We start from the raw sequence: 1,396 nt of genomic DNA on the forward strand, positions 1-1,396 counted from the left end.
TGAAGTGACCCCATAAAGTTAGACATGGTTATCTCGTTAGGCAGCTTCTGGGGCATGAGTTCGGTATTGAACCGGACTCATGCCTTTTAATTTTGCCTTAATTCGTATGTGATTATAGTAATAAATGTAGCTCTCCAGTTCTCTTTTAAAGTGGTCCATGTTTTCAAAATCGTGAAGGTAGAATAATTCCGACTTTAATAAGCCAAAGAAATTCTCCATGACTGCATTATCCAAACAATTTCCTTTTCGCGACATACTCTGTGTAATTCCATGCTGTTTTAACACGTGACGATAATTACTCATCTGATAGTGCCAGCCTTGATCCGAGTGCAGGATAGGTTTCTCTCCTTCTGGCAAAGCCTCCAATGCCTGATTCAACATCTTAGAAACTAGGGAATAGACAGGTCTTTTTTCTATGTTATAGGCAATGATTTCCCCATTGTATAAATCAAGAATAGGAGATAGGTAAAGCTTTTGTCCAAATAAGTGGAACTCTGTCACATCAGTTACCCACTTCTCATTCGGTTTGGTTGCCACAAAGTTACGCTTTAGCACATTAGGTGCTATTTTCCCTACTTTCCCTTTATAGGAACGGTATTTTTTTATCCGAACCAAGGATTTTAGCCCAAGTTGTTTCATAAGGCGTTGTACCGTCTTATGATTAATATATACACCACGATTTCTTAACTCTAGGTGAATTCGACGGTAGCCATAACGCCCCTGATTCGTGTGGTATATAAACTCAATGTGTTGCTTTATTTCTATATACTTATCTGGACGTTGTATTACTTTTAATTGATAATAATAGGTGCTTTTTGCGATACCAGCTATTTTCATTAACTCTGTTATCGGGAATGATTTCCTTAGTTCGTATATCGCCTTTACTTTTTCTTGTTTTGTAGCTTTTCCCTTTCCTGAACTAAGGCATTCAACTTTTTTAAGTAGGCATTCTCCATCTTTAAACGATAGATCTCTTCTTGCAGTTCCTCCACAGAACCTTTATCTGGTGTTTTCTTTGTTTTTTTCTGCGATTTTTTACTCATAAACGGACGCCCCTTTTTCTTCGGTTTTAGAGCATCTATTCCGCCTTCTTCAAAAGCCTTCCTCCACTTTAAAATGGTTGGTGGAGATGAGATATTAAAGATAGCTGCCGTTTCCTTGTTAGACGTCCCAGTTTCATTCATAAATTTCAATACGTCTAGTTTAAAGTCAACGGAGTAGTTTGTATAGCGTTTTTCAAAGGCTTTTTCTCCATGTAGCTTATATTGTTTAATCCAATCTTGGAATAGAGCATAGCTAACCCCAATTTTTCTCGCTATTGTATTTACGCCATCATCACCATCTATATATTCCAAAACGGCACTAATTTTTTCTTCTATTGAAAATTTGGCCATAA

At 37.1% G+C, this 1,396-nt stretch carries 1 protein-coding gene; it reads right to left on the reverse strand.

What is annotated here, in order from left to right:
- Positions 1 to 36: 36 nt before the first annotated feature.
- Positions 37 to 1,394, reverse strand: a protein-coding gene (locus tag M3600_RS28325) for an IS3 family transposase (protein ID WP_237943427.1) whose coding sequence is annotated in 2 segments (ribosomal slippage) — positions 37 to 941 and positions 941 to 1,394 — 1,359 coding nt in all. Because the reading frame shifts where the segments join, the coding sequence is not laid out codon by codon here.
- Positions 1,395 to 1,396: the final 2 nt, after the last annotated feature.

The organism is Niallia sp. MER 6 (assembly GCF_023714395.1).
Taxonomy (GTDB): Bacteria; Bacillota; Bacilli; order Bacillales; family Cytobacillaceae; genus Niallia.